Genomic DNA, 21,620 nt, shown 5'->3' with positions numbered 1-21,620 from the left:
CCTTGCAGGAACGCTCGGCGACGCCGTCGGACTTCCCGCTGGCCGGCCTGGATATGGCCGGGCTGGACAACCTGCCGGTACCCCTGGCGCAGATCGAAGACATCTACCCGCTGTCGCCGATGCAGCAGGGCATGCTGTTCCACACCCAGGACGGCAATGGCGCCGACCTGTACATCAACCAGATCAGCGTGCCGGTGCAAGGGCTCGACCTGCCGCGCTTCGAGGCGGCCTGGAACCAGGTGATCGCCCGTCACGAGATCCTGCGCACCGGTTTCTGCGCCGCCGCGACCCTCGCCCAGCCGTTGCAGCTGGTGCGCCGCGAGGCCAGGCTGCCGTTGCAGGTGATCGACTGGCGCGACCGCGAGGTCAGCCCAGAGGCGCTGCAAACCGTGGCAGCGGCTGACTGTGCCAAGGGCTTCGACCTGCTGCAGGCGCCGCTGACCCGGATCACCCTGGTGCGCACCGCCGAGGACGCCTACCAGCTGATCTGGACCAGCCACCATATCCTGATGGACGGCTGGAGCACCTCGCGCCTGCTGGGCGAAGTGTTCCAGGCCTACGCCGGGCAGGCGCTGCCGGAGCGCCAGGGGCGCTACCGCGACTACATCGACTGGCTGCACCGCCAGTCGGCCGAGGCCGACGAGCAGTTCTGGCGTGCACGCCTGGCCGACCTGGACGGGCCGACCCTGCTGGCCGGCACCCTGGCGCCACAGCCGGCACCGGGCGAGAGCGGCCATGGTGCGCTGTACCTGAACTGGGACGCGGCCGCCACGGCGCGCCTCAAGGCCCAGGCCCAGCGCCTGCGGGTGACCAGCAACACGTTGATCCAGGCCACCTGGCTGCTGCTGTTGCAGCGCTACAGCGGGCAGTCGAGCGTGTGCTTCGGCGCCGTGGTGGCGGGCCGCCCGGCGAGCCTCGCGGGTGCCGACGAGATGCTTGGCCTGTTCATCAACACCTTGCCGATCGCTCAGACCATTGATCCGCAATTGCCGGTGGGCGAGTGGCTGACGCAGTTGCAGGCCTACAACCTGGAAGCCCGCGATCACGAGCACGCGTCGCTGGCGGATGTGCAGCGCTGGTCGGGGCAGGGCGGGCAGGCGCTGTTCGACAGCATCGTGGTGTTCGAGAACTACCCGATCGACGAGCGCCTGGCCGATGCCGGTGACGATCGCCTGAGCTTCGGCGAGGTCAAGGGCCGCGACGTGACCAACTACGCCATGGACCTGGCGGTCAGCCTGGGCAGCACGCTGTCCATCGAGTTCCTCTACCTGCGCGAGCGCTTCACCGAAGCGGCCTGCGCCCAGGTGATGAGCAGCTTCGAAGTGCTGCTGTCGGCCATGCTCGACGACGCTCAAGCGACCCTGGGCAGCCTGGGCGTGCTCGATGCCCAGGCCTGTAACGGGTTGCAGCGTGGCAACGTGCTGGCCGCCGGCGAACCTGCGCCGCTGCTGGTGCATGCCATTTCCCACCAGGCCGCCTTGCGCCCTGATGCCGAGGCTGTGACTTGCGCAGGCCAGAGCCTGACCTATGGGCAGCTCGAGCAACGCGCCAATGCACTGGCGACGCGCCTGCTGGCTGCCGGCGTCGGGCCGGAGACCCGCGTGGGTGTGGCGCTGGAGCGCTCGGTGCAGATGATCGTGGCCTTCTATGCGGTGATGAAGACCGGTGCGGCCTATGTGCCGCTGGACATCGACTACCCCCGTGAGCGCCTGGACTGGATCATCGAGGACTCGGCGATGAGCGTGCTCATCACCGAAAGCCGCGTCAGTGCCCGCCTGGGCGACACGGCGGTGGCACTGAGCATCGAGCTGGACACCGCGACGTTGCCGAGCGCCGCGCAGGCGGTAGTCTCGAGCGCACGCCCGGGCAACCTGGCCTACCTCATCTACACCTCGGGTTCCACCGGCAAGCCCAAGGGCGTGGCGGTGTCCCAGGGCGGTATCGCCATGCATTGCGCGGCGATCGCCGAGCGTTACGAGATGGGCTCGCACACCCGTGAGCTGCTGTTCATGTCGTTCGCCTTCGACGGTGCCCAGGAGCGTTGGCTGTCGACCCTGCTGCGCGGTGGCTGCCTGGTGGTGCGTGACAACCAGTTGTGGACCGCCGAGCAGACCTGGCAAGTGCTGCACGAGCAGGCCATCACCATCGCCTGCTTCCCGCCGGCCTACCTGCAGCAGCTGGCCGAGTTCGCCGAAGGCCGCCAGCCGCCGGCAGTGGACATCTACTGCTTTGGCGGTGACGCGGTGGCCCAGGCCAACTTCGACCTGGTGCGGCGCAACCTGCGTCCGCGCTGCCTGACCAATGGCTACGGCCCGACCGAAACCGTGGTCACGCCGTTGCTGTGGAAAGTCGCTGCCGACGCTCGTTGCGACGCAGCCTATGCTCCGATCGGCACCCGGGTCGGCGAGCGCACGCTGTATGTGCTCGACACCCACCTCAACCCGCTGCCGACCGGCGTGGCCGGTGAGCTGTACATCGGCGGCGAGGGCGTGGCGCGGGGTTATCACGCCCGCCCAGGGCTGACTGCCGAGCGCTTCGTGGCCGACCCGTTCAGCGCCGGTGGGCGCCTGTACCGCACCGGTGACCTGGTGCGCCAGCGGGCCGACGGGGTGTTCGACTATCTCGGCCGCCTGGACAACCAGGTCAAGGTGCGCGGTTTCCGCATCGAACTGGGCGAGATCGAAGCGCGCCTGCGCCAGCAACCGGGGGTGCGTGACGCGGTGGTGATCGCCCGTCGCGAGGACAGCGGCGACCAATTGCTGGGCTACGTGGTGACCGCAGCAGATGGCCCGGCGGAGCAGGCCCTGCGTGAGGCGTTGCAGGCGCAGTTGCCGGACTACATGGTGCCGAGCCGGATCATGGTGCTCGACGCCTTGCCGCTGAACCCCAATGGCAAGGTCGACCGCAAGGCCCTGCCATTGCCGGGCGCCAGCGAACGCCATTACCAGGCGCCGCGCAACCTCGCCGAACAGGCGTTGGTGGAGGTCTGGCAAGAGGTGCTGGGGGTCGAGCGGGTTGGTGTGACCGACAACTTCTTCGAACTGGGCGGCGACTCGCTGCGCATCCTCAAGGTACTCGGCAAGCTGCGCGGGCGCAGCGACCTGGGCCTGGAGCTGAAGCTGCGTGACCTGATGACCCGGCCGACCATTGCCCAGCTCAGTGGTTATGACGAGCAGCAGGAGGCCGCGCTGGATCCGCTGCTGTTGCTCAACAGCCCAAGCCCGGCGCGCCCGGCCCTGTTCTGCCTGCACGCCGGCTTCGGCACGGTGTTCGACTACGAGCCGCTGGCTCGCCAGCTGGAGGGGCGCCACAGCGTCTACGGCCTGCAGTGCCGCATGCTGCTGGACCGTGACTGGCAGGATGATTCGCTGCAGGGCATGGCCATCGACTATGCCCAGTACATCCGCCAGAAACAGGCCGATGGCCCGTATCTGCTGCTGGGTTGGTCGCTGGGTGGCACGCTCGCGGTGCTGGTGGCCGAAGAGCTGCGGCGCCAAGGCCAGGAAGTCGGCTTCGTCGGCCTGGTCGACAGCTTCATTCCGGGGCAGGGCGCCAGCCTGGTCAGTGATGACGAAGAACTGCGCAGCTTCCTGGCCGTGACCCTGCAGTGCGACGCCGAACAGTTGCCGGCCGTGGTTTGCCCGCAGCCGTTGCAGGTGGCGCAGTTGGCCGAGACGATCGGCCAGGTGCAGGCACAGCTGACCAGCGCCACGGGCTTCGATGCCCAGGACCTGGCCCAGGGCTTCGTCGTGGCCATGCGCCTGAAAGCGCTCAGCGAGCGGCAGGGCGACCTGCCCACGCTGGATATGCCAATTCACTGCTGGTGGGCCGGTGACGCGGCCAGCCAGGCAGCGGTGGCCGTGTTCGAAGCCGGGCTGGGCCAGGTGGCGCAACGTCACTGGCTGAACACCACGCACTTCGCCATCCCACGTCATCCAGCCTTGCTCAAGGCTGTGCATGAGTACCTTGGCAGCCTCGAGACCATCGCAGGCTGATACCTCCGGGCCCTGTTTACAGGGCCCGGTTCTTTTCATATTTGAAGGATTGAATGATGCCTGTGCATCCTGACCTGGCCGCGTTCCTCGAACTGGCCGAACTGGGCCGCCTGAGCGGCGCCACCCGTGCCTTGCATGAACTGCCTGTGGACCAGGCGCGCGAGGTGTTCGAGCAGGCCTCGGACATACTCGACCCGACCCCGCCGGGCGACCTGCAGGTGACCGCCCACCAGGTGCTGCTTGACGATGGCCAGGTGCTCGCCGCGCGGCTGTACCGGCCACAGGGCGCCCAAGGGCCGCTGCCGGTGATCTTCTACCTGCATGGTGGCGGTTATGTAGTCGGCAGCCTCGATTCCCATGACTCGATCTGTCGCCGCCTGGCCGCCGGTGGGCGTTTTGCGGTGTTCGCGCCGGCCTATCGGCGTGCCCCGGAGCACCCGTTCCCGGGGCCGCTGGAGGATGTGCGCGGCGCGGCCAACTGGCTGGCCGGGCAGGCCCAGGCCCTGCAACTGGACGCCGGGCGGGTGATCTTTGCCGGCGACAGTGTCGGCGCCAGCCTGGCCACGGTGCTGGCCATCGTTGCCGCACGCGAACCCGAGCGCCTGCAACTGCGCCCCAAAGGGCAGATGCTGCTGTACCCGGTGACCGATATCAGCCGTGAACGCGCCTCGCATCAGCGGTATGCCGAGGGTTACCTGCTGGAGACCGAGACCCTGCGCTGGTTCTACAAGCAGTACCTGGGCGGCTCGGGGCGTGCCGATGACTGGCGGGTGTCGCCGTTGCTGCAGGCCGACCTGAGTGGCCTGGCGCCGGCTTACCTGGCGGTGGCCGAGTATGACCCGCTGTTTGACGAGGGTTTGGCGTACGCCGAGGCGCTGCGTGAGCAGGGCAATGCATTGACGCTGCAGGTGGCCGATGGGCTGACCCATGACTTTTTGCGGATGTCGGGCATGGTGGAGGAGGTTGGGGCGATTTATGCCGGGCTGCTGGACTGGGCGTTGGCCAGGGTGGCCTGAGGGTTACCGCTGGTGTGAGTCAGGAGGGGGTGCCACGCGCCCCATCGCTGGCAAGCCAGCTCCCACAGGATCGCGGATGGCTTGAGGTCAGCGCGGTCGGGGTGGGAGCTGGCTTGCCAGCGATGCGCCGCGTGGGCGGCGCTCGATCTGCTAGGTGCCGCGTATACATCGGCGAGCACTGGGTAAGGAGGCCCCCTGCCTCAGGCAGGGGACCGGTGACGCGGGGGATTTACCACTTGTAGGTCAGTTCGGCGATCACGCTGCGGCCTTCGCCCAGGTTGCACGCCTGGTAGAAGAAGCACGAGGCGACGTAGTACTTGTCGGTCAGGTTGTTGACGTTGATCGCTGCCTGGGCGCCGCGCAGGCTCGGGTCGAGCTTGCCCAGGTCATAACGCACGGCAGCGTCATACAAGGTGTAGGACGGCACCTTGAAGGTGTTCATGCTGTCGCCGAAGGTCCAACCGGTGTAACGCACGCCCATACCGACGCTCAGGCCCTGCAGCGGGTCGAACGGGATGGCGTAGTCAGCCCACAGCGAGGCCAGCTTGGCCGGCGCCTTGAACGGGCGCTTGTCTTCGTTGCCGTCGTTGCTCTTGGTGACTTTCACGTCGCTGTAGGACAGCGAGCCGGTCAGCTTCAGGTCGTCCATCACGGTGGTGATGGCTTCCAGCTCCACGCCCTTGGAACGGATCTCGCCGGTCTGGATGCTGTTGAACAGGTCTTGCGGGTCAGTGGTGACCGCGTTCTGCTTGGTCAGGTCGTAGACCGACAGGGTGATCTGGGTGTCGGTGCCTGGCGGCTGGTAGCGCACACCCACTTCGTACTGCTTGGCGGTTTCTGGCTCGAAGGGCTTGCTGCCACGGGCAGGGCCGGTAGTGCCTACGACCGGGTTGAACGACTCGCTGTAGCTGACGTACGGCGCAAAGCCGTTGTCGAACAGGTATACCAGGCCAGCGCGGCCGGTGAAGTCGCGCCAGTGCTGGTCGGCCGTCTCGATGTCGGTGAAGCGATCTTCGGTCTGGGTACGCGCGCGGTCCTCGCGGCCGCCCACGGTCAGCACCCAGCGGTCCCACTTGAGCTGGTCCTGGAAGTAGTAGCCGACCTGGGTGCTGCGCTGCAGGTTGTTGACCCAGCTGGCGTTGACCGAGGTGTCCACCGGGCTGCCGTAGACCGGGTCGAATACGTTGATCGGCGTGGCGTTGCCCCAGCGCTCGTTACGCACCGACTTGCTCCAGCTGTAGTCGATGCCGAACAGCGCGGTGTGGGAGATCGGGCCGGTGTCGAAGCTGGCCTGCAACTGGTTGTCCAGTGCCAGGTGGCTGCCGTAGGCGTGGCGGATCTGCCACTGGCGGTTGATCGAGGCACCGGGGACGCCATCGGGGCCGGTGATCAGGCCGGTCGAGCTCAGGCCGAAGGAGCGCGCCAGGTAGTTCTCCTGGTTGTCGAAGTCGCTCCAGCGCACGTTCTGGCGCACGGTCCAGGTGTCGTTGAATTCATGGCTGAACTCGTAGCCCAGCGAGGTGCTTTCGACTTCCTCGAAGTCGAAGCTCGGCTCGCCGACGAAGCGGTCCATGGGCACCTTGCCATAGGGGCTGGAGCCGTTGACGGCGGCCCAGGGGATGGTGGTCGGGGCCAGGGCCTTGTTCTTCTGGTACGACGCCAGCACGGTCAGGCTGGTCTGGTCGTTGGGGCGCCAGGTGAAGCTGGGGGCGATGTAGCCGCGATCGTCGTCGGTGTGGTCGTACAGGCCGTCGGCCTCGCGGCCCAGGCCGACCAGGCGGTACATCAGGGTCTTTTCGTCGTCCAGGGCGCCGCTGACATCGAACTTGGCCTGGCGACGGTGGCCGGTGCCGGCGGAAACGCCGATCTCGCCGCGGTCATAGTCGGTGGGGCGCTTGGAGATCGAGTTGACCATGCCGCCGGGGTCGGCCTGGCCGTACAGGATCGAGGTCGGGCCCTTGAGCACTTCGACGCGCTCCATGCCGTACGGCTCTTCGCTGAACATGCCGAAGAAGCCCAGCGGGCGCAGGCGCAGGCCATCGCGGTAGGTGAAGGAAATGGCGTAGCCGCGCAGGTAGATGTTGTCGGCTGCGTTGTTGGCGCCGCCGGAGTCGGAACGCACGCCGGAGGTGTAGCGCAGTGCCTCGTCCAGGCGCTGCACGCCCATGTCGTCCATGCGCTCGCGGGTGACTACCGAGATGGCCTGGGGGTTTTCCAGCATCGAGGTGTCGGTCTTGGTGCCGGTGGCGGTACGGCGGGCAACGTAGCCTTTGGTTTCACCCCATGGCGAGTCGTTGACGCGGGTGGAGGACACCACGCTGGCGTCCAGGGTCATGGCGCCGGCGCTGTCCTGGCCGAGCACCGTCAGGGTACCGCCGTCGAGGGTGTAGTGCAGTTGGGTGCCGCCCAGCAGTTGGCGAACGGCCTGGTCCACGCTGAGCCGGCCACGTACGCCCGGGGTGCTGAGGTTGCCGAGAGTGTCTGGGCTGTACAGCACCTGCAGGCCGGTCTGGTCGGCCAGTTGCATCAGGGCGCTGGCCAGGGACTGGGCGCCGATGCTGAACTCGTAGGTCTGGCTCTGCGCCTGGGCTGCCAGCGAGGTCCCCAGTGCCGAGACCATCACAGCGGCAGGCAGACCCAGGGACAGGGAGCGTCGGAGGTACAAGGCGCGGGCAAGCGGTGAAAGGGTAGGGCGGGACTGCACGTGTGGATGCTCCGGAATGTTAAGTGGGAATAGTTTTTATTAGCTTTCAATGAAACGAACGAGCGATGAAAAACCGGATGGATTTGTGAAAAAAAAATGAAAAGAGCCGAAATGAGGGCGGCGGTGTTCACCGGCAAGCCGGCTGGCGCGGTGTTTACAAGGGGGAGATGGGGCTGCCTGGCAGCCCCGGGAGAATGCCTGCGAGGTCAGGCGATTTGTGCGTCGGCGACCACTTTGCCGCGCTCCAGGCGCAGCAGCTGGTCGGCCACCGGGAAGTAACGGTCGTCGTGGGAGATGACGATGATGGTCTTGCCCAGGCGTTTGAGGTCGGGCAGCAGCTCGGTGTAGAACACCTGGCGGAAGGTCGGGTCCTGGTCGGCGGCCCACTCGTCGAACACCAGCACCGGGCGCCCTTCGAGCCAGGCGTTGAGCAGGGCCAGGCGCTTGCGCTGGCCGGTGGACAGGTCGGTGGTGCTGAAGGCGCCGTCGAGCAGCTGGACCTTGTGCGCCAGTTGCAGGCGCGCCAGGTACTTCTGCGCATCCTCCGGGGTGGCCTGTTCACCGCCGATGACTTCGTCGAACAGGTAGTAGTCGGCGAACACCGTGGTGAACAGCTGGCGATAATCGTCACGGCTGCTGGCGACCACGGGCTGGCCATTGACCGCGACATGCCCTTGGTGGGGTTCGTACAGCCCCAGCAGCAGTTTGATCAGGGTGGTCTTGCCACAGCCGTTGCCGCCGACGATGAACAGGATTTCGCCAGGTTTGACCTTGAAGCTCACCGGCCCGACCGTGAACGGCTCGATGCCGGGGTTGGTCGGGTAGGTGTAGGTGACGTCGACCAGTTCCAGGCTGTGCAGCGCCTTGTCGTTGGCCTGGGGGGCGTTTTCCAGCAGCAGGTGCGGCTCGGGCGAAGAGAACCGCTCCGACAGCTCGGCGATGCGGCGCAGGGCGATCTGGGCCTTGCTGATGATCGGCAAGGTGGTGATCAGGTGCTCCAGCGGGCCTTTCATGTACAGCAGCACCAGGACGAAACCGCTGATCACCGACTTGTCGTTGGCCGGCCACATCGACTGCATGGTCAAGGCCAGGCCGATGACCAGGAAGAACAGCATCGAGCCCAGGCTCTTGGCGATCACGAAGGTGTTGATCGAGCGCACCTGGGTATCGCGGATGCCATCGGCGGTCTCGCGGATGCCGTGGTTGAGCATGCGTTGGCGACGGGTGCGGTGGATGCGCAGCTCCTTGGCGCCCTCGGCGATGGCCTGGTAGTGCTTCTGCAGCTGGTCCTCGGCGTCGCGGGCGGCAACGAAACCGCGGATGCCGCGAGCCCTTGCGGCGTACTGGATGACGCTGCCGACACCCACGGCCACCAGCACCAGCAGGAACATCGGCAGCGACAGGTAGGCCAGGTAGCCCAGGCAGCCCAGGGTCACGGTCAGGGAGATGGCCAGCGGGGCGAACACGTAGGCGAAGTCGCTGACCGTGTCGACGTCGTGGGTGAGCACCGGGATCAGCCGATGGCTGCGGTACTGCTCGATCTGCTCGATCGGCGCGGCCAGCACCTTCTCGCCCAGCTGCTTGCGCAGCGCGGCGATCACATGCTGGCCCACATAGTTGGTGCCGATGTCCGAGCAGATACTGCTGACCAGCGCCACCACGCACAGGCCGATGAAGGCCAGCACCACGCCTTGCTGCAGGCCGCCGTCGGTGTGCAGGCCATTGTTGATGGTGGCAAGCAGCGCGGTGATGCTCAGGCCGCCGAGCATGCCCAGCAGGGTGGCGATGGTCACCGTCGGCCAGAACGGGCGCAGCAGGCCCAGCAGTTGGCGCAGCGCCCCGGGAGGTTGAGGACTCATGGAGGCTTCCTGTCAGGCGCGGGTGAGGGCAATGGCGGCTGCGTGCAGGGGCACGGCCTCGGCGTGCTGCGCCAGCGCCTTGTACAGCGATTCACCGATTTCCGCGGCGCGGCTCGGCAGCACCGACAGCAGGGTGTCGCTCAAGCCGTGGCTGGTTTCGCAGAAGCCTTGCAGGTACACCGGCGCCTGCAGCTCGCCGCTGCTCAGGGCGCGGTAGTCGCGCTCGACGTTGAAGTCCTGCAGGTAGCCTTGCAGCGGCGCCAGCAGGTCACGGTGCGAGCGGCGCTCGTAGCCGGTGGCGAGGATCACCGCGTCGTAGCGGTGGGTCTGCGACTGCTGGGTGGCCAGGTCCTGCAGGGTCAGCTCGATGCCTTCGGCGGTGGCTGTGGCAGCCTGCACCTGGCGGCGGCAGAGCACGGCGTGGCGGTATTGGTGGGCGACCTTCTGGCGGTAGAGGATGCCGTAGATGCGTTCGAGCAGGTCGATGTCGACCACCGAGTAGTTGGTGTTGTGGTACTCGGCGATAAGCTTCTTACGTTCGGCCTGGTCCTGGTTGAACACCAGGTCGGTGTAGTCCGGGGCGAAGATCTCGTTGACGAACGGGCTGTCGTCGGCGGGCTTGAGGGCGCTGGAGCGCACGATCATGTCGACCTTGACCGAGGGGAAGCTGTCGTTGAGGTCGATGAAGGCCTCGGCGGCGCTCTGCCCGGAGCCGACGATGGCGATGCGCATCGGCTTGCCCTGGTTGCAGGGCAGGGTGGCCAGGCTGCTCAGGTAGGTGGAGTGGTGGAATACCCGTGGGTCATCCTTGAAGGCACGGAAACTGTCCGGGACCTTGGGCGTACCGCCGCTGCCGACCACCACCGCGCGGCTCAGGCGGGCGTGTTCGCGGCCTTGGGCGTCACGCGAGACGACCCGCAGCTGGCGCACTTTGCCGGCGTCCAGCACCGGCTCGATGCGGGTCACTTCTTCGCCGTACTGGGCCTGGGTGGCGAAGTGCTCGGCGGCCCAGCGCAGGTAGTCGTTGTACTCCAGGCGGCAGGGGTAGAAGGTGCCCAGGTTGATGAAGTCGGCCAGGCGCTGCTTCTGGTGCAGGTAGTTGACGAAGCTGTAGGGGCTGGTGGGGTTGCGCAGTGATACCAGGTCCTTGAGGAAGGAGATCTGCAGCTCGCTCTGGGTGGCCAAGGTGTTGCCGTGCCAGCGATAGTCGCTCTGTTTGTCGATGAACAGTGCATCGAGGGCGTGGCCGTGGGTTTCGGCGAGTTCTTCCAGGGCAATGGCCAGGGCCAGGTTGGAAGGGCCGAAGCCCACGCCGATGAGGTCGTGGACCTGCTGGGGGGAATGGGGCTGGCTCATGCTATCGGTTCCTTGAGGTGGCGGGGGAGGCCTTTGGCGCTCACCCCGGGCTGCGGGAGTACATCGATAGAACGAGAAGCGGTGGGGACAATTTAGCGTGGGCCGGGTCCTCAGAGTTCGCGTACGACCCTGAAGCCCAGCCAGTCGCCGGGCCGCCGGGGGACCATCACGTTGCGGTTGCCGGAACGGGAGAAAATCGGTGCTTCGCCCCAGTCGTTGCCGCGCACCTGCACCAGTTCGCAGCTGTCCGCGCTGCGGGTGGCATGCCCCCAGGCGCTGCCGTCGGTGGGGGCGCCGACATAGTTGTCGTGCAGGCAATCGGCGACCCATTCGTAGACATTGCCATGCATGTCGTACATGCCGAAGGCGTTGGGCGGGAAGCTGCCCACCGGCGAGGTGAAGCTGTAGCCGTCCTTGGGCCCGTAGACGTTGGCGTGCTGGCTGATCTCGTAGTCGGCACCGGGGTCGAGGGGGAAGGGGAACGGGCCGGTACTGCCGGCGCGGGCGGCGTATTCACGTTCCGCTTCGCTGACCATCCGGTAAGTCTTGCCGGTCTTCTTCGACAGCCATTGCACGTAGTCCTGCACGTCGAAGTAGGTCATGCATACCGCCGGCTGCCGGGGGCCTTGCTTGTAGGTCGGCTTGCTGGCGGTGCACTTGCGCCCCGGGCGGACGTCGCCGTCGTGGATCACGGCGCCGCTCTGCTTGATGTAGGTGTCCCACTCCTCGGCGGTGACCTGGAAGCGGCTCATGGCGAACGGCTTGGCGAAGGTCACCTTGTGCATCGGGCCTTCGTCGTCCTGGCGGCCCTGTTCGTCGTCGGGGGTGCCCATCATGAAGCTGCCGGCCGGCAGCACGACCATCTCCGGGCAGGCGCCGGTGCAGTCGCGGAACACCGTGCCTGGAGCGGGGGCGGGCGCGGGCGTGGTGGTGGCCAGGGCCGGCAGGCTGCAGGCTGCGAGCAGGGCGGCCAGGGTCAGGTGAGGCAAGGCAATACGCATGGAAGATCCTTTTCTAGAGTTGCTGGGTGATCAGGGCCATGACCCGATCAATCTGCTGTTCATCATTGAGCAGCCCCGGGGCCAGGCGAATGACCGGGCCGACATCGCGGTACACCGCATCGCACATGAGCTTGTTGGCGATCAGCTGCGCGGCGAAGGCGTCAGGGTCCTTGCCGGGGACGCGGAAGAAGGTGAAACCGGCGGAGAACTCGGGGCTGCGCGGTGTCACCAGTTCGATCTGGCGATGCTCGGCCAGGCGCTCCTTGAGCAGGCTGTTGAGCTGGTGGATGCGCGCCTGGATGTCGGCCTTGCCCAGTTGCAAGTGCAGCTTGAAGGCCTCGCTGGTGGCCCAGCGATGCTCGAAGGCGTGGTAGCCGCCGGGGGTCATGATGGTGGCGAAGTCTTCGTCGCGGGAGAAGGTGGCGACGCTGGGGGTGAGGTGCTGCATGCCGGTGGATGCGGCACAGATCAGGCCGGTGCCGCGGGGGCCGAACATCCACTTGTGGGTGCCGGCGATGAAGTAGTCGCAGTTGAAGTCGGCGAAGCGCGCGTTCTCGACGCCAAAGCCGTGCACGCCGTCGACCACGTAGATGATGCGTTCGGCTTCGCTGCGGTTGCGGTTGTGCCGGCGCACCAGTTCGCCGATCTCGCCCACCGGCAGTTTGACGCCGCTGCCGGAGTGCACCCAGGTCATGCCGAGTACCCGGGTTTCGGGGCGGATGCTTTTATCGATGGTGGTGAGTACCTGGTCGGTGGAGACGTTCCAGGGCTTGTCGAACAGGCGGATCTTGCGGACCTGGGTGCCTTGGCGACGGTTGCGGAATTCCAGGGCTTTGTAGGCCGAGTAGTGTTCATGCTCGGTGATAAGGATTTCCTGTTTCGGGCCTACCTGCAGGCCGCTGTAGATCATCGCCAGGCCTTCGGTGGTGCTGCCGGTCAGGGCGATCTGGCGTGGCCCGACTTCCAGGTAGCGCCCGGCCCATTCGCGTACTTCGTCCTCGCGCTGCCACTCGTACTGGCTGTTCCAGTCCATCAGGGCGGCGGGGTTGCGGTCGAGGTCGGCGCGGTGGCGGTCGATGGCCGCCTGCACGGGGCGGGCGTGGGCGGTGATCAGAAAGTTGGCGAAGTGCAGGGTCTGCGGGTCGAGCGGAAACAGCTCGCGCAGGTTGCGCCATTTGTCGGCGCCGGCCAGCGGCTTGGCGCTGATGGTCGGCGCCTGGGCGTGGGCGAGCAGGGGCAGGCCGGCGGCGAGGACGCCGGCTTGTTTGAGGAAACTGCGACGATTGGTCATGAACGGTTGGGCCTTGCTCAGCGGGTGGCGACGGGTTGTGCGGATTTTTGTACCTGTTCCCAGGCGCGCAGGAAGTTGCCCGCCCAGAGTTTCGCGATGTCCGTCTCGCTGTAGCCGCGGGTCAGCAGTTCGGCGGTGACGTTGCGGATTTCGCTCACGTCCTTCCAGCCGTCCAGGCCGCCGCCGTCGTTGAAGTCGGAACTGATGCCGACGTGGTCGATGCCGACCTTCTTGACCGTGTAGTCGATGGCGTCGACGTACTGTTTGAGCGTGGCCTTGGGTTCTTCTTCGAGGATGCCGTACAGCGAACTTGCGTATTCGCCGAAGCGCGCCTCGGGCCAGATGGCGATCACCGCGTCGCCCGGCATCAGGGCGTTGGCCAGGCCTTGCAGTGGTTGCAGGTCGAAGCGCGCGCGCAGGGCGTCGAGCTTGTCCAGTACCGGCTTGCCCAAGGGCTTGAGGTACTGGCCGAAACCAACCACCTGGATCACCCCGCCGCTGGCCTTGATCAGCTGCATCTCGTGGTCGGAGAGGTTGCGTGGGATGTCCACCAGGGCCCGGGGCGCCGAGTGCGAGGCAACCATCGGTGCGCGCGACAGGCGGGCCACGTCTTCCAGGGCCTTGGTCGACATCTGCGACACGTCGATGATCACGCCCAGGTCGTTGAGGCGCTTGACCGCCTGTTCGCCCAGCGGCGACAGGCCGCCGAGGGCGTCGGCGGTGTCGTTGAAGAACGGCAGCGGGCGCGAGGAGTCGGCCCAGTCGTTGTTGCCGGTGTAGCTGAAGCCGAACATGCGCATGCCGCGTGCGGCCCACAGGTCCAGCTGGGTGACGTCATGGCCCAGCGGGTAGGCGTTGAGCATGCTGATGAAGATGGCGAACTTGCCCTCGCCGTTGAGGCGGCGGAAGTCGGCGGGGGTGTAGGCGATGCCGACCTGGTTGGGGAAGTCGCGGACCATGCCGCTGATGATCTTGTAGCGCACCTCTTGTTCGTGGCGCGCGGCATCGACGAAGCCGGGGGTGGGACGGTGCGGGGCGTTGGGGCCGTTCCAGATTTCCGGCCAGCCGAAAATGGTCAGCGCGGCGCCCGACAGGCGCCCGCGGTTGGCCTTGACCAGGTCGAACTGGGTCGGGCCGTCCTTGTCCAGCTCGTTGCCGGCATTGCCCAGGTCCAGCGGCACGGTGACGTGGCTGTCGAAGGAGAGCATGTGCTCGTGCAGGGCATTGGCCTGTTCGACGATCTGGCGCGGGTAGCCGGCCTCGCGGCCTTGCCAGTAGAAGTAGCCGGCGGCGCTGCCCAGGGCGACCGCCAGGGCCAGGGGCAGGCCGATGTACAGGGCTTTGCGGGAACGGGTCTTGGTCATTGCCATCTCGTTGCAGGGCTGATCGGGAGCCTGCCGGTGGCGCACGGGCGCCCGGGCAGGGTTCGGGTATCAGGTGGACGAATGGCGGGGGGGTAAATTTATCGACGCGTTGGCGTTCATGTTTCGCTGCGGTCGGCCGATATGCAGTCATCGGAAGGACCCTTGCAGAGGATAGGGACATGGTCAATTTCACGCTTATCAACATCGCCGGCGCCGCGCCGACCCTCAACAATGCTGCCCAGAGCGGCACGGCCCAGGCTGGCAGCGGCACTCAGGAAGCCGCGCCGCTGAAGATCGACCCCAAGCTGTTCAAGGCAGATGCCGACACCGGGCCGAGCATCGAGACCGACAAGAGCTCCGAGCCTGCAGAGGTCAAGGAGCTGCGCGAGATGATCAAGCGGCTGCAGAAGCAGCTGGCCGAAGAGCAGAAACAGCTGGCCGCGATGATGGCCAAGCAGCATGACGACGCGGCGAGCCAGGCGGCGATCGCTGCCAAGCAGGCCAGTATCACCACCATCATCGGGCAGATCTCGGCGGCGACCGCGCAGTTGCTGGAGACTCTGTCCAAGCTTGGCAGCAGCAGTGCCGGCGGTTCGGTCGACACCGTGGCCTGACCTTCGCCGGGGTGATTGGGTATGCTGGCGGCCCGTGATGAATGAGCCGCCGCAACGCCGATGCCGACCTGGACGCTGAGCACCGCCACCCACCTGAATGCCCGCGAGGTGGTCGATTTCATCGATGCCGCCCGCCGCGGGCTTTTCCCGATGCTCGCCGATTCACCGATGCCCAGGGACCTTGCCTGTTTCGAGGAAAGTTACCTTGAGGGGGAAGGGCTGTTTCTGGTCGCCCATGACCAGGGGCGGCTGATCGCCAGTATCGGCTACCTGCCGTATGACCATCGCTTTGCCCGGCTCGATTACCGTGGCCGCCGTACGGTGGAAGTGGTGCGGTTGTTTGTTGCGCCCGAATACCGCCGTTGTGGGCTGGCCGGGGCGCTGTTTGCGGCGCTGCGCGAGAGGGCGCGGGAGGCGGGGGTTGAGTGGTTGTACCTGCATACCCATCCATTTTTGCCGGGGGCGATTCGGTTCTGGCAGGGGCAGGGGTTTGCCATTGTGGATGTGGAGGAGGATCCGGTTTGGCGGACTACGCATATGCACAGGAGGGTGTGAGGGTTGGCTTGGGACTGGGTGTGGGCTGCCAGGTGCATGGCGCTGCAAACTTGTCGCCCTGCGCCTGGTGCCCCACATGCAATCCCAAGCATGGACCGGCGTTTCAAGGCAGGATCATCTACGGATACACTTCCCCCTCCCACCACCACAAGGACGTGCACGATGCCTGATTTCACCAGCCTGCTGGCCTTCGCCCTGATCTGCCTGGGCATGGTCCTCACCCCCGGCCCGAACATGATCTACCTGATCTCCCGCTCGATCTGCCAGGGCCGTGCGGCCGGGCTGATCTCGCTGGGCGGCGTGGCCCTGGGCTTCGTCATCTACATGCTGTGCGCGGCACTGGGCATCACCGCGCTGGTGATGGCGGTGCCGCTGGCCTACGACGCGCTGCGCATCGGCGGCGCATTGTACTTGCTGTACCTGGCCTGGCAGGCGCTGCGCCCGGGTGGCCGCTCGCCGTTCCAGGTGCGCGACCTGCCGGCGGACAGCCCGCGCCGGCTGTTCGGCATGGGTCTGTTGACCAGCCTGCTCAACCCCAAGATCGCGGTGATGTACCTGTCGCTGATGCCACAGTTCATCGAACCGGGCCACGGCAGTGTGCTGGCCCAGTCGCTGGTGCTGGGCTGCACGCAGATCATGATCAGTGTGTCGGTGAATGCGTTGATCGCCGTGATGGCCGGCTCCATAGCCGTGTTTCTCGCTGGCCGGCCAGTGTGGCAGCAGGTTCAGCGTTGGCTGATGGGGACCGTGCTGGCGGGGCTCGCCGTGCGCATGCTGGCCGAAGGCCGCCGCTGAAGGCGTGCCCCGCGTCCAGCGGGGCGGCGCGTGCTGTCAGTCCTGAACCAGGCGCGGGCGGGCCTGACGCTCGCTCTTGTACTGCATGGCCACCGATGGCGCCGCCTTGGCACTGCCGGTTTCCAGCCATTGACGCATGCGGCTGGCATCGGCGAAGTGGGTGTACTTGCCGTAGGCGTCGAGGATCACCATGGCCACCGGGCGGTTGTCCATCCGGGTCAGCAGCACCAGGCAGTGGCCCGCCTCGTTGGTGAAACCGGTCTTGGTCAGCTTGATGTCCCAGTTGCTCTTGTTGACCAGGTGGTCGGTGTTACGAAAGCCCAGGGTGTAGTTGGGTTTGCGGAACGCCACGGTTTTTTCCGGGGTGGTCGACAGTTCGCCGAGCATCGGGTACTTGCGCGAGGCCATCAGCAGTTTGGCCAGGTCCTTGGCGGTGGACACGTTCAGCGTCGACAGACCGGTCGGCTCTACGTAGCGGGTATGGCTCATGCCCAGCGCGCGGGCCTTTGCGTTCATGGCCTTGATGAACGCGCCGTAGCCACCTGGGTAGTGGTTGGCCAGAGTGGTGGCGGCGCGGTTTTCCGACGACATCAGGGTAATCAGCAGCGTCTCGCGACGGTTCAGCTCGCTACCCAGGCGTACCCGCGAATACACGCCTTTCATCTCCGGGTTGTTGGCGATGGTCATGGTGAGCATTTCGTCCATGGGCAGCTTGGCGTCGAGCACGACCATCGCGGTCATCAGCTTGGTGACCGAGGCGATGGGGCGCACGCGATCGGCGTGGCTGGCGTACAGCTCCTGGTTGGTGTTGAGGTCGATCAGCAGGGCGCTGCCGGAGGCCAGGTGCAACTTGCTGGGGTCACGTTGGGCCTGGGCCGGGGGTTGTGCAGCAGCGGTCGACGGGAGGGTCGCAGTACCTGTGAGCAACAGCAGCAGGCTGAGGATGGACAGGGAAGTTTTCACGTTGAGGCTCACTAAATGTTGGTATGTCGTTGGCTGTGCAAGGGTTTTCCCCCAAAAAACCGATGCATTGTGGAGTATGGCTGAAAGGCTGTCGAATGCCTTATATCCAAAGGGCGCAAGGTGAACGAAATTTAATCCTGTACCCATTCTGTACCCATTCTGGCCGAACACGACCGGTAGCGTTTCCGGTGGTGGCAGAGGTAATGCGCCGGCCGGCCGTAAGCGGTGATTGAGCCTCAATGGCTGGGCTTTCCTGCGACAAACTCTATAATTCGCTGCCCAGATCGCCAAGGTAGGCTTCGGTCGCTCGAGGTGGGCATGAAGGTGTGAGTGTTTTGCTCTGCCTAGGTCAAAAGGACATGATTGATGCGTAGTTTGTTTATGTGTGCGGCACTGTGTTTGTCATCCGTTGCCCATGCTTCGAATTTCGAAGATATGGACAGTGCCAAGCCGCAGATATTGAAAGTGGACCGCTGTTCGAATGCCGCGTTTATCGCGGTCTCCATCCTGGAAGACAGTGATGATGGACTCAAGCAACAGCTCGCACTCACGGGCGCTTTGTCGGGGCTGGAAAAAGGCAAGCTGGGAGAAGCAACACCCACCTATCTGGAATTGAAAGTCACTCATCAGTTTGCTTATCGAGAGTCAATCGGCATGCCGCGACCCTTCGGCAAGCGTGAGCATGACTGGCTGGTCGCCCAGGCGGCGGCGGGGTGCGTCATGTGGATGCCGCTCGAGGGCTAGGCTTTGTACGAAAAGTGCCTGCGCGACGCAGAAGCCGCCGCCGTTTTGTGCAGGCAAAAAAAGCCCGCCGGGCAGGCGGGCGAGGGGACGCTTGGGGAGCAACACACAACAACAGATTCGATTCAGGCAGTAAGGCAGCTGTCGAGCAACTGCCCGGCCAGGGTCTCGGCCGAGGAACGGGTGGTCAATGGGCCGCTGATGGCTTCACCGTTGCGCATCAGGTACCAGCACGCCAGCTGGCCTTGTGCACGCAGGCTGGCCGGTACGGCGCTGCCGATGACGGACATGATCTGGATGGGGGCCATGGGGGATCTCCTGTGAAACATGGCCCCACATTACGCAGACGCCGTTAAGGTTTGAAATCAATGGCTTCGATAGTGGTCATTGATTTCATCAACTGTGCTGGCTACCAGCGGGGTGGGCCGTAATAAACCGGCGGCGGGCCGTAGTACCGGCGATAAACCGGTGGCGGCGGTGCCGGTACATAGCGTTCGACCACGTAGGGCTGGTAGTACACGGGGGGTGGCGGCGCCTGCACATACACCGGTGGCGGTGGGTAATAGGCAGGTTGGCGCTCGACGTATACGGTGCGGTCATGCCCACCGCTGACGGCTGCCCCGACCACCGCGCCCACCACTGCAGCGCCGATCACCGGCCCCGGGCCATACCAGCCGCCACCGTGGGCGGACGCCTGCCCGCTGACGGCCAGCGCGCCGACCAGCAGGGCGATTCCGGGGATGAAACGCTTCATGGTCAATCCTCGCAAGACAACCCCACGCTTGGGGCCTGATTACTATGACCGCAGTCAGGGTCAAGTGAGCGCAGGTGGAGAGTAAAGGTTGTGTAAGGGGCGACCGACGGCTGCCTCTGTTACGCTGAGTCAATCGTTTCAGCAGCCTCGACAGGAGCGGCAATGATCCCTTCCCCCAGCAGCGCCACTGTGTTGTGCATTTCCCTGGCCGGGCGCCCCGGTACATTCGGCGTGCGTTTCCACAACCACCTGTACCAGCAGCTCGGGCTGGATTACTACTACAAGGCCATGACCACCCGGGACCTGCCTGCCGCGGTGGCCGGCATCCGCGCCTTGGGCATTCGCGGTTGCGGTGTGTCGATGCCGTACAAGGAGGCCTGCATGGCGTTGGTGGATGAGATTGATCCGTCTGCGCTGGCGATCGAGTCGGTCAACACGCTGGTCAATACCGACGGTCACCTCAAGGCCTACAACACCGACTATCTGGCGGTGCGCCAACTGCTGCAACGCCACCAGGTCGACCCTGGTACCGGCTTTGCCTTGCGCGGCAGCGGCGGCATGGCCAAGGCGGTGGCCAGTGCGCTGCGTGATGCGGGCTTTGCCGACGGCACCATCGTCGCCCGCAACGAACAGGCCGGGCGGCATCTGGCGGATGTCTGCGGCTATCGTTGGTTGCCCGAGCTGGGCGACCTGTGCCCGCCGATGCTGGTCAATGTCACGCCGATCGGCATGGCTGGGGGGCCGGAGGCCAATCAGCTGGCGTTTTCGGAAGATGCGATCGCTGCGGCCGAGCGGGTGTTCGACGTGGTGGCGATGCCAGCGCGTACGCCACTGATCCAGCGGGCGGAAGCGCTGGGCAAACCGGTGATCACCGGGCTTGAGGTGATTGCCCTGCAGGCGCTGGAGCAGTTCGTGTTGTATACCGGGGTGCGGCCGACGGATGAGCAGGTGGCGGCGGCGGTGGCTTTTGCCCGGGGCGGCTGAATGCAGGATTACACATGGCTTGAAACCAGCGCAGTCGGTGTAGGAGCGGCCTTGTGCCGCGAAAGGGCTGCAGCGCAGCCCCGGCGATTTCTGTTCTTACGCTGAAACCCTGGGGCCGCTTTGCGGCCCTTTCGCGGCACAAGGCCGCTCCTACAGCGGGCGTGCAAGTACAGGCTTAAAACACCTTGTGCCCATCATCCAACTGATGGTCCACCAGCGCCCGGCCATGGGCCAGTGATACATGCTGGGCGTTCTCCAGATCAGCGAAGAATTTCATCGGCATCGACAAGCGCTTGCTGGTACGCCCGCCTGGATCGGTAATCAGGCAGCCGGCGGCATAGGGCAGGGGGGAATCGGGGTGGGGCATCACGCTGGCGGTGATGGTGTGCTTGCGGTATTCACAGTGAAGGGTTTGCATCGTCCTTACCTCGCTGTGGCTATGGAAGGGTTACTTCCATATACCACGGCAAGGGGCCGGGAGTTCCCGGCCCGACGAGCGCGAGCGTCGTCTGTCAGTCTTTCAGCACGGTCGGCTGGATGACTTCGACCCAGTAACCATCCGGGTCCTTGACGAAGGCCAGGTGGTTCATGCGGCCATCGGCCAGGCGCTTCTGGAAGGGCACGTCCAGCGCCTCGAAACGCGCGCAGGCTTCGCGTACGTCCGGCACCGAAATGCAGATGTGGCCAAAGCCGCGCGGGTCGGTGTTGCCGTTGTGGTAGGCGAACTCAGGGTCGTTCTCGGTGCCGTGGTTGTGGGTCAGCTCGAGCACGCCAGGGATCGACTTCATCCACTGGTGGCGCTCGGCGTCGTCGGCAGGGATCTGCGCCGGGTCGACCAGGGCCAGGAAGTACAGGCTGAAGGCCGCCTCCGGGAAGTCGCGCTTGTCCACCAGGCGGAAACCCAGCACACGGGTGTAGAAGTCCAGCGATTTCTCGATGTCCTTGACCCGCAGCATGGTGTGGTTGAAGACGAATCGGGCAGTGGCGGTGTCTGGCTGGGCGGTGACGCCGGGCAGGGTGTTCAGATCGTGCAGGCTCATGGGGACTCCGGAATCAGGGCCTAAAACAGAGGGGCATGATACGGCAGCCAGCCGCGAGCGCAAACGAAAGCGCCCTGCACGAGTGCAGGGCGCTGGAATTAGAGGCCCGCATGTGCGGGCGCGTGATGGGGTCGCTAGTCCTTTAGCTGGTTCGATACTGTTACAGAGCTTGTGAAAAATGTGTGAAGCCGGTGTTGATATTTCATCAGCGAACCCAGCTTTCCACGGTCTGCGCCCCGTACTGTTCTTTCCATGCCTTCAGCCCACGGTGGTTGCCGCCTTTGGTCTCGATCAGCTCGCCGGTGTGGGGGTTCTCGTACACCTTCACCACACGGGGCCGACGTTGCTGTTTGGCGGCAACTGCCGGGCCTCGCGCGGTCGCTTTGGGGTCGAGAATGGCGATGATGTCGCGCAGGCTCTTGTCATAGCTTTTCATCAGGCCGACTAGTTTCTGCTCGAATTCGATTTCGCGTTTGAGGCCGGCATCCTTTTTCAGCGCTTCCAGTTGTGCCATCTGTTCCTGTAGCGCTTTTTCGGCAGCACGAAACTCTGCAAGTCTGGACACTGTCATCACTCCTGTAAGTCTGC

19 protein-coding genes are annotated in these 21,620 nt (G+C 65.3%); 7 read left to right on the top strand and 12 right to left on the bottom strand.

The features are described from left to right. Positions 1–3,995, top strand: a 3,995-nt coding sequence (locus RTH46_RS24585; RefSeq protein WP_316906847.1) for an amino acid adenylation domain-containing protein, incomplete at its 5' end; no start/stop codon positions are given. Between the two features lie 56 nt (positions 3,996–4,051). Further along, complete coding sequence (locus RTH46_RS24580; protein WP_316906846.1) at positions 4,052–5,011, top strand: alpha/beta hydrolase; 960 nt, start codon at positions 4,052–4,054, stop codon at positions 5,009–5,011. A 229-nt stretch (positions 5,012–5,240) separates the two neighbouring features. Here RTH46_RS24580 and RTH46_RS24575 read toward each other — a convergent pair whose 3' ends face one another. The 6 genes from RTH46_RS24575 to pvdM all read right to left on the bottom strand — a co-directional run bounded on the left by RTH46_RS24575 (position 5,241) and on the right by pvdM (position 14,586). Further along, a complete protein-coding gene (locus RTH46_RS24575; RefSeq protein WP_153787110.1) occupies positions 5,241–7,715 on the bottom strand; it encodes a TonB-dependent siderophore receptor in 2,475 nt (824 codons plus the stop codon). 206 nt (positions 7,716–7,921) lie between these two features. After that, positions 7,922–9,574, bottom strand: a complete 1,653-nt coding sequence (locus RTH46_RS24570) for a cyclic peptide export ABC transporter (RefSeq protein ID WP_316906845.1) — start codon at positions 9,572–9,574, stop codon at positions 7,922–7,924. 12 nt (positions 9,575–9,586) lie between these two features. Beyond that, a complete protein-coding gene (locus tag RTH46_RS24565) occupies positions 9,587–10,930 on the bottom strand; it encodes a lysine N(6)-hydroxylase/L-ornithine N(5)-oxygenase family protein (protein WP_153787112.1) in 1,344 nt (447 codons plus the stop codon). Positions 10,931–11,040: 110 nt separating this feature from the next. After that, positions 11,041–11,931 carry a formylglycine-generating enzyme family protein gene (locus tag RTH46_RS24560; protein WP_153787113.1) on the bottom strand — a complete coding sequence of 297 codons (891 nt, stop codon included), beginning with the start codon at positions 11,929–11,931 and terminating at the stop codon, positions 11,041–11,043. Positions 11,932–11,944: 13 nt separating this feature from the next. Further along, positions 11,945–13,222 carry an aminotransferase class V-fold PLP-dependent enzyme gene (locus RTH46_RS24555; RefSeq protein ID WP_316906844.1) on the bottom strand — a complete coding sequence of 426 codons (1,278 nt, stop codon included), beginning with the start codon at positions 13,220–13,222 and terminating at the stop codon, positions 11,945–11,947. 17 nt (positions 13,223–13,239) lie between these two features. Beyond that, the gene (gene pvdM / locus RTH46_RS24550; protein WP_316906843.1) at positions 13,240–14,586 is read right to left on the bottom strand and encodes a pyoverdine-tailoring dipeptidase-like protein PvdM; all 1,347 of its coding nucleotides are present in this window, start codon (positions 14,584–14,586) and stop codon (positions 13,240–13,242) included. Between the two features lie 179 nt (positions 14,587–14,765). On the opposite strand from pvdM, the gene RTH46_RS24545 reads away from it, so the two are divergent. From RTH46_RS24545 to RTH46_RS24535, 3 genes are all read left to right on the top strand, one after another. Next, a complete protein-coding gene (locus RTH46_RS24545) occupies positions 14,766–15,200 on the top strand; it encodes a hypothetical protein (RefSeq protein WP_153787116.1) in 435 nt (144 codons plus the stop codon). 60 nt (positions 15,201–15,260) lie between these two features. Continuing rightward, positions 15,261–15,755, top strand: a complete 495-nt coding sequence (locus RTH46_RS24540) for a GNAT family N-acetyltransferase (RefSeq protein WP_316906842.1) — start codon at positions 15,261–15,263, stop codon at positions 15,753–15,755. A 162-nt stretch (positions 15,756–15,917) separates the two neighbouring features. Continuing rightward, positions 15,918–16,550, top strand: coding sequence for a LysE family translocator (locus RTH46_RS24535; RefSeq protein ID WP_153788836.1), 633 nt, complete (start codon positions 15,918–15,920; stop codon positions 16,548–16,550). Between the two features lie 36 nt (positions 16,551–16,586). Here RTH46_RS24535 and pbpG read toward each other — a convergent pair whose 3' ends face one another. Next, positions 16,587–17,513, bottom strand: coding sequence for a D-alanyl-D-alanine endopeptidase (gene pbpG / locus RTH46_RS24530; RefSeq protein WP_153788835.1), 927 nt, complete (start codon positions 17,511–17,513; stop codon positions 16,587–16,589). Positions 17,514–17,879: 366 nt separating this feature from the next. On the opposite strand from pbpG, the gene RTH46_RS24525 reads away from it, so the two are divergent. Beyond that, the gene (locus RTH46_RS24525) at positions 17,880–18,257 is read left to right on the top strand and encodes a hypothetical protein (RefSeq protein ID WP_316906841.1); all 378 of its coding nucleotides are present in this window, start codon (positions 17,880–17,882) and stop codon (positions 18,255–18,257) included. Between the two features lie 122 nt (positions 18,258–18,379). Here RTH46_RS24525 and RTH46_RS24520 read toward each other — a convergent pair whose 3' ends face one another. Both RTH46_RS24520 and RTH46_RS24515 read right to left on the bottom strand, forming a co-directional pair. After that, positions 18,380–18,562: a hypothetical protein gene (locus RTH46_RS24520; protein WP_153788834.1), complete on the bottom strand. Its 183-nt coding sequence runs from the start codon at positions 18,560–18,562 to the stop codon at positions 18,380–18,382. 101 nt (positions 18,563–18,663) lie between these two features. Continuing rightward, positions 18,664–19,008: a hypothetical protein gene (locus RTH46_RS24515; RefSeq protein ID WP_153788833.1), complete on the bottom strand. Its 345-nt coding sequence runs from the start codon at positions 19,006–19,008 to the stop codon at positions 18,664–18,666. Between the two features lie 162 nt (positions 19,009–19,170). On the opposite strand from RTH46_RS24515, the gene RTH46_RS24510 reads away from it, so the two are divergent. Then, complete coding sequence (locus RTH46_RS24510; RefSeq protein WP_153788832.1) at positions 19,171–19,992, top strand: shikimate 5-dehydrogenase; 822 nt, start codon at positions 19,171–19,173, stop codon at positions 19,990–19,992. Positions 19,993–20,167: 175 nt separating this feature from the next. Here RTH46_RS24510 and RTH46_RS24505 read toward each other — a convergent pair whose 3' ends face one another. From RTH46_RS24505 to RTH46_RS24495, 3 genes are all read right to left on the bottom strand, one after another. Continuing rightward, positions 20,168–20,410, bottom strand: coding sequence for a hypothetical protein (locus RTH46_RS24505; protein WP_153788831.1), 243 nt, complete (start codon positions 20,408–20,410; stop codon positions 20,168–20,170). 94 nt (positions 20,411–20,504) lie between these two features. Then, positions 20,505–21,032, bottom strand: a complete 528-nt coding sequence (gene gloA / locus RTH46_RS24500; protein WP_316906840.1) for a lactoylglutathione lyase — start codon at positions 21,030–21,032, stop codon at positions 20,505–20,507. A gap of 205 nt (positions 21,033–21,237) precedes the next feature. Continuing rightward, a complete protein-coding gene (locus RTH46_RS24495; protein WP_110994653.1) occupies positions 21,238–21,597 on the bottom strand; it encodes a histone-like nucleoid-structuring protein, MvaT/MvaU family in 360 nt (119 codons plus the stop codon). Positions 21,598–21,620: the final 23 nt, after the last annotated feature.

The organism is Pseudomonas sp. zfem004, from assembly GCF_032621715.1.
Lineage (GTDB): Bacteria > Pseudomonadota > Gammaproteobacteria > Pseudomonadales > Pseudomonadaceae > Aquipseudomonas > Aquipseudomonas sichuanensis.
This window is presented reverse-complemented; position numbering and strand designations above follow the sequence as displayed.